Annotated in this window: 3 protein-coding genes; all 3 read left to right on the forward strand. The window is 49.1% G+C overall.

The window, feature by feature from the left end; translation table 11 throughout:
• Nucleotides 1-249 precede the first annotated feature (249 nt).
• Nucleotides 250-1,956, forward strand: a complete 1,707-nt coding sequence (locus tag KTH89_RS24550) for a diguanylate cyclase domain-containing protein (RefSeq protein ID WP_238723455.1) — start codon at nucleotides 250-252, stop codon at nucleotides 1,954-1,956.
• Between the two features lie 281 nt (nucleotides 1,957-2,237).
• Nucleotides 2,238-4,589, forward strand: coding sequence for a glycyl radical protein (locus KTH89_RS24555; RefSeq protein WP_238723456.1), 2,352 nt, complete (start codon nucleotides 2,238-2,240; stop codon nucleotides 4,587-4,589).
• 126 nt (nucleotides 4,590-4,715) lie between these two features.
• Nucleotides 4,716-5,630, forward strand: a complete 915-nt coding sequence (locus KTH89_RS24560; protein WP_238723457.1) for a glycyl-radical enzyme activating protein — start codon at nucleotides 4,716-4,718, stop codon at nucleotides 5,628-5,630.
• Nucleotides 5,631-5,892: the final 262 nt, after the last annotated feature.

Here is a 5,892-nt window from a genome sequence, read left to right on the forward strand (position 1 = left end):
GTAACTCTATTTTTGTCACTCGTAAACCGAAATGACGTGAATTAAGTGCTGCAAAATCAATGTTCTGTAGAAATCACGAATTCACTTTGTAATTTTACCAAATAAAAAATTACCCTAAAATTTACATATCCTGTCATTAAAATCATACTCACCATTTTTCCATTAAAAAAGTTGGAATATTCATGTCAATGTAAACATAGAATTATAGTATGGAAAAAATACCGCTTTTTGGAAATAGGGAGGAAAACTATGTGTACGGAAAATCATGACAAATATTTTAAAAAAATATTTGAGTTCCTGCCCTGTGGAATTTTTCTGATGAAGCTGGATGATGATCTGACCCTCCAATATGCGAACCGCTATTTTTATCATTTGTTTGGTTCGGGCCAGGATGAAGAGGGGGAAAATAGGTTCCGGCAGCTGCGCCTGCTGGTCCTTCCGGAGGATTTCGTAAAGCTCTTTGGTCAAATCCATGATTTCGTAGAACGGCGGCAGCGAAGTTTCGATGTGATGTTCCGGGGACTTTATGGATCCGGTGAAATATTCTGGATGACGATGCGCTGCCTGTGGCTTGCGGAAAAACCGGACAGCTTGATTGGCGTCATCTCGGACGCAGGAGAGCACCGGGCAACTAACGAGCAGCTGCGGGTGAGCCTGGAAGAGACCAGGCTGGCATTCCAGCTGACCGATAAGATGATGTACACTTATTATGTGGAGGACAGGAGATTGTGCCTGCCGCAAAAAGCCGCCGATGAATTTGGCCTGCCTACGGTGATACAAGATGTACCCTATTCCATTGTGGAAGAAGATCTGATAGCCGCGGAATCCAGAAAAGCCTACATAGAATTCTATGAAGACATGATTAAGGGCAAGCCAAATGGACAGGCGACAGTCAGAAAGAGAAGAAAAGACGGAAGCTTCGGATGGTATTCCGCCAAATATTCTCTGATCTGTAACTGGGAGGGTAAACCACAGCGGGGGATCATAGCCTGTGAAGACATTTCGGAACAATATGAAAAAGAGCTGGCCTATCAAAAGTGGTGCCAGTATTTCGCGTCTCAGAAGAAAAACAGAATCGGCTGTTATGAATATAATCTGACCCAGAATTCTTTTGACGAGGAGAGCAGTTCCAAGCCTCCGCTCAGCAGATACGGCAATTCCTACACAGAAACAATGACGTATATAGCCGAGTATCTGGTGGCGGCTGAGGACCGGACCATGTTCAACCGCTTTTTTGACCGTGAGCGGCTTTTGCAGCGTTACCGGGAAGGACAGTGCCATATGCGGTTAGAATACCGGTGGATCAGCGACCGGGGAGACAAACTCTGGGCCCGGGCTACCATACAGCTTTTGAAAGAACAGTTTACTTCCGATGTCAAGCTATTCATCGTAATCCATGACATTACCGGAGAGAAAAAGCATGAGGAGGAGATCCGGTGCAGGCTGGAGGAAGACATGCTGACCGGAGCGTTAAACCGGATCACCTTTCACGAGAAAGTGAGAGAAGTTCTCAGAAGGGATGACTTTTATGGACAGCATGCGCTGCTGATTCTCGACATAGACCATTTTAAGGGGATTAACGACAGTCTGGGACATCAGTTTGGGGATCAGGTACTGGGAGACAGCGCTGCGATTCTGAAAAGGGAACTTCGCAAAGACGATTTGTGCGGCCGGATCGGAGGGGATGAGTTTATGGTATTTTTAAATGATGTTCCGTCCGAAAAAGAATTAGAACCCAGAATCGCGCAGATCTGCAAATCACTGACCCGCTGTTATGAAGGGTATGGCACGGTATCCTGCAGTATGGGAATTACCTTTTATCCAAAGGATGGCATCTGGTTCGAGGAGCTGTATCAGAAAGCGGATCTGGCCTTGTACGAGGCGAAACATTCCGGGAGATCCTGCTATAAGTTTTACAGGATGCCTTTTGAACAGAACAGTCAGAATGTCTGCTGAAAAATAAAGATTGTGATTAGGTAAGAAATCAGGCGGAAAACTTGTTTTTTGGTTCAGCGAAAACAAGTTTTCCGTCTGATTTTATATTGGAAAATTGGATAAACAACCGAAAGTGTTGATAAATAGGCCAATTATTCATACGAAGCGGAACAAGAAGCAAAAAGAATGGATAAATTCGGAAATACAACTTGATAATTGTGATAAAAAATGGTATTATCGGGATGAAACAATAAATAATAATATAAAACAATATATAACGAGAAAAAAGGCGGGCTGATAAGATGGATGGAAGGATGACGGACCGAATCCGGTCTTTAAAAGAAAAAATGCTCTCTGAGCCAAGATTTGCGTCGATTGAACAGGCGTTAATCATCACGAATACATATAAGAAAAATGAAGGAAAACCGAGAATTATCCAACGGGCGCTGGCTTTGAAAGCAGCTTTGGAACAGATGCAGATCAAAGTGGAAAAAGAAGAGCTGATCGTGGGAAACCGGACGGCGGGGGTCCGCTATGGAGTGGTGTCTCCGGAGTGCGGAAGCACTTGGGTAGATAAGGAATTCGAGACACTTCCCACCAGGCCCCAGGACCGTTTTCAGGTGAGGGAAGAGGATATAAAAACCTTCCGGGAAGAGATCAAACCATATTGGGAAGGAAAATCCCTGGAGGATGTGCTGAGACAGCGTTATGGATCAGAGATTGATGATATTTCCATGGTAGTTAAGATTAATCAGAAGGATCACGCCCAGGGACATATTTGCCCGAACTGCGAGGAATGGCTGCAAAAAGGGCCGGCTGTGCTGGAACGGGAAGCTGCCGCCGCACGGGAACAGGCCTTGGGAGAGCAAAGGGACTTTTATGAGAGCGTGAGGATCGTGATGGAGGGGAGCAGGCATTTTATGGTCCGTTACCATGACCTGATCCTGGAGATGGCGGAACAGGAAGCCGATCCGGACATTCAGGAATCTCTCCGGAAGGTTGCGACCAACTGTAAAAATATCAGCGAGCGGCCGGCAAATACGTTTCATGAAGCGGTTCAACTGCTCTGGTTTTTATTTGTCATCCTTCAGATGGAGTCCAACGCTTCCTCATTTTCACCTGGCAGAATGGACCGTTATCTCTATCCCTACTATAAAAAGGATAAGGAAGAAGGGCGGCTGGATGACCAGCAGGCGTTAGAGATCATCGAAGCGCTCTGGCTTAAATTCAATCAGATTGTGTATATGCGGAATTCCAATGGGGCCAAATATTTTGCCGGTTTTCCCATCGGCTTTAATATTGCTATCGGCGGACAGGATGAGGAGGGGAATGATTTCAGCAACGAAATATCGTTTCTTTGCCTGAAAGCCCAGGAACATCTGGGCCTGCCGCAGCCGAACCTTTCGGTCCGTCTTCACCGGGGCACGAAGGACGCGCTCTTAAAAGAAGCCATCCATGTGGTGTCCAAGGGGAGTGGAATGCCTCAGTTCTTCAACGACGCAGCTGTCATCCCCGCGCTCAGGGAACTGGGAGTGGAAGAGGCAGATGCCAGAAACTACGCCGTAGTAGGATGCGTGGAGCTCTCTACCCAGGGAAACAGTCTGGGCTGGAGTGACGCGGCCATGTTTAATATGAACAAAGCTCTGGAACTGACTCTGACAGGAGGGAAATGCCTACTGAGCAGCCGCCAGATCGCGGAAAACCACGGAGACCTGACTACATACCGGACCTTTGAGGAATTGGAAGAATCCTTCCGAAAATATCTGGACACCTACCTGGAGAAGATGGTTCTGGCCTGTGAGCAGGTGGAAAAAGCCCACATAGACCTGCTTCCGTCCCCATTTTTGTCCTCAGTAATCGACAACTGCATGAAAAATGGCGTAGATGTAACAAACGGCGGAGCCAAATACAATTTCTCCGGCATCCAGGTCATCCAGGTGGCCAATCTGGCCGACAGTCTGGCCGCGATCAGGCAGCTGGTCTATGAGGAAAAGAAAATAACGCCCCGTGAACTGTTGGACGCGCTGACGAACAACTTCGAGGGTTATGAAGTGATCCGCAGCATGCTCCTTAACAAAGTGCCGAAATACGGCAACGATGTGGACTGGGTGGACCAGATGGGAGTCAAATGGGTCAGCTATATCCGTAAACGGCTGTCCGAATACAAAAACTACCGCGGCGGCAAATACCATACAGGTCTGTATACGGTATCCGCGCATGTGCCCATGGGAGAAAATGTAGGCGCCTCCGCGGACGGGAGAAAATCCCAGGACCCGCTGGCCGACGGCGGTATGTCCCCGGTATACGGAAGAGACGTAAACGGCCCCACCGCAGTCTTAAAATCCGTATCAAAATTAGATAAGTGCCTGACCAGCAACGGAGGGCTGCTGAACATGAAATTCCTCCCGGAATTCTTCCGCACCCAGTCAGGAATTGATAAATTTGCCCGCATGCTCAGGACATTTGTAGAATTGGAAATCCCTCATGTCCAGTTTAACGTGGTGCGAAAAGAAGACCTGATTGCCGCAAAAAAGAATCCGGAGGCTTATCGGGGCCTGACCGTCCGGGTAGCCGGTTACACAGCCTATTTCGTGGAACTGGCCGATAAACTGCAGGACGAGATCATCGCCCGCACAAGCTACGCAGACATTTAAAATAAGAAGCCAAACGCAAAAGCGAAATACAAAAGCGAAACACAGATAACAGAATACAAACGTCATCTGTCAGAATAAATTACAGGAAAAAGGCAGGCCAAACCTGTCCGGCAGGAGGACCATGATATGACAGGCAGAATATTCGACATCCGAAGATTTTCCACCCATGACGGCAGCGGTATCCGTACCACGATATTTTTGAAAGGATGCCCGCTGCGCTGTGTCTGGTGCCAGAACCCGGAAGGGTTAAGCTATGAAAAGCGTCCCCTCTGGTTCCAAAACCGGTGCATCGGCTGCGGAATCTGCCTGGATCTCTCCCGGGATCTGGGCGTGAGCCAGCGGGAAAACCGGATCCACCTGGATATTAGCCGCAAAGAAGACTGGGAAGAAATCATCGACGCCTGCCCGGGAACAGCTCTCCAGATGGATTCCCGCGATCTGACCGTCGAAGAAACGCTGGAAGAGGCCCTCAAAGACAAAATCTTCTTCGAGCAGGGAGGCGGAATCACCGTCTCCGGCGGGGAACCTTTTCTCCAGCCTGAGTTCCTCAAAGCGCTTCTCATCGCTCTAAAAGAACGCCACGTCAACACCGCCGTCGAAACCTCCCTCCATGCTCCGCTGCCCACACTAAAAAGCGTCCTCCCTTACCTGGACACCATCTACGCTGATTTCAAAATATACGACGCCGCAGCACACCAACAGCATACCGGAGTTACCAACGAGACCATCCGGGAGAACCTGCGTTACTTATTAACCAGCCCGGACTACCAAAACCGCGTAATCATACGCACCCCCATGATCCCCGGATACACAACCGGTTCCGATAACATCGCCCAAATCGCCCGCTTTATCACTAGCCTATATCCGGACGTATCCTACGAGATACTAAACTACAATCCCCTGGCCGCAGGAAAATACGATCTGGTAGACCGAACCTACTGCTTTACCGAAAACCCAAAACTCTACACTCCTGTCCAGATGGAGGCATTCGCCCGCATCGCCCGTAAAAACGGCGTAAAACGCCTGATCCTGGACAGCTGACTCAGATTCATGGCTGCTGCCGGGCTGATCTGCGGGTGAGCGGAGTTCTTCCCCTGGGTTTTGTATGCCTGCCGCTTCGGGCTTGGGACAGGGTGGTATCCGGGCATGCTCCGGCGGCTGGGGGCTTTTGTGTCCCCTGGGAAGCGCATAGGGCGGCTGAGCATCCGCTTAGCGGAATCGGAAAGCCGGGTTCAGGATGCACGGCGGACTTCACGTCCGACGGGCAAGAGCCTCTGAACCGGGAACACATCACGTGTTCCTG

It is taken from the genome of Diplocloster agilis, assembly GCF_019042275.1.
In the GTDB taxonomy this organism is placed as follows: domain Bacteria; phylum Bacillota; class Clostridia; order Lachnospirales; family Lachnospiraceae; genus Diplocloster; species Diplocloster agilis.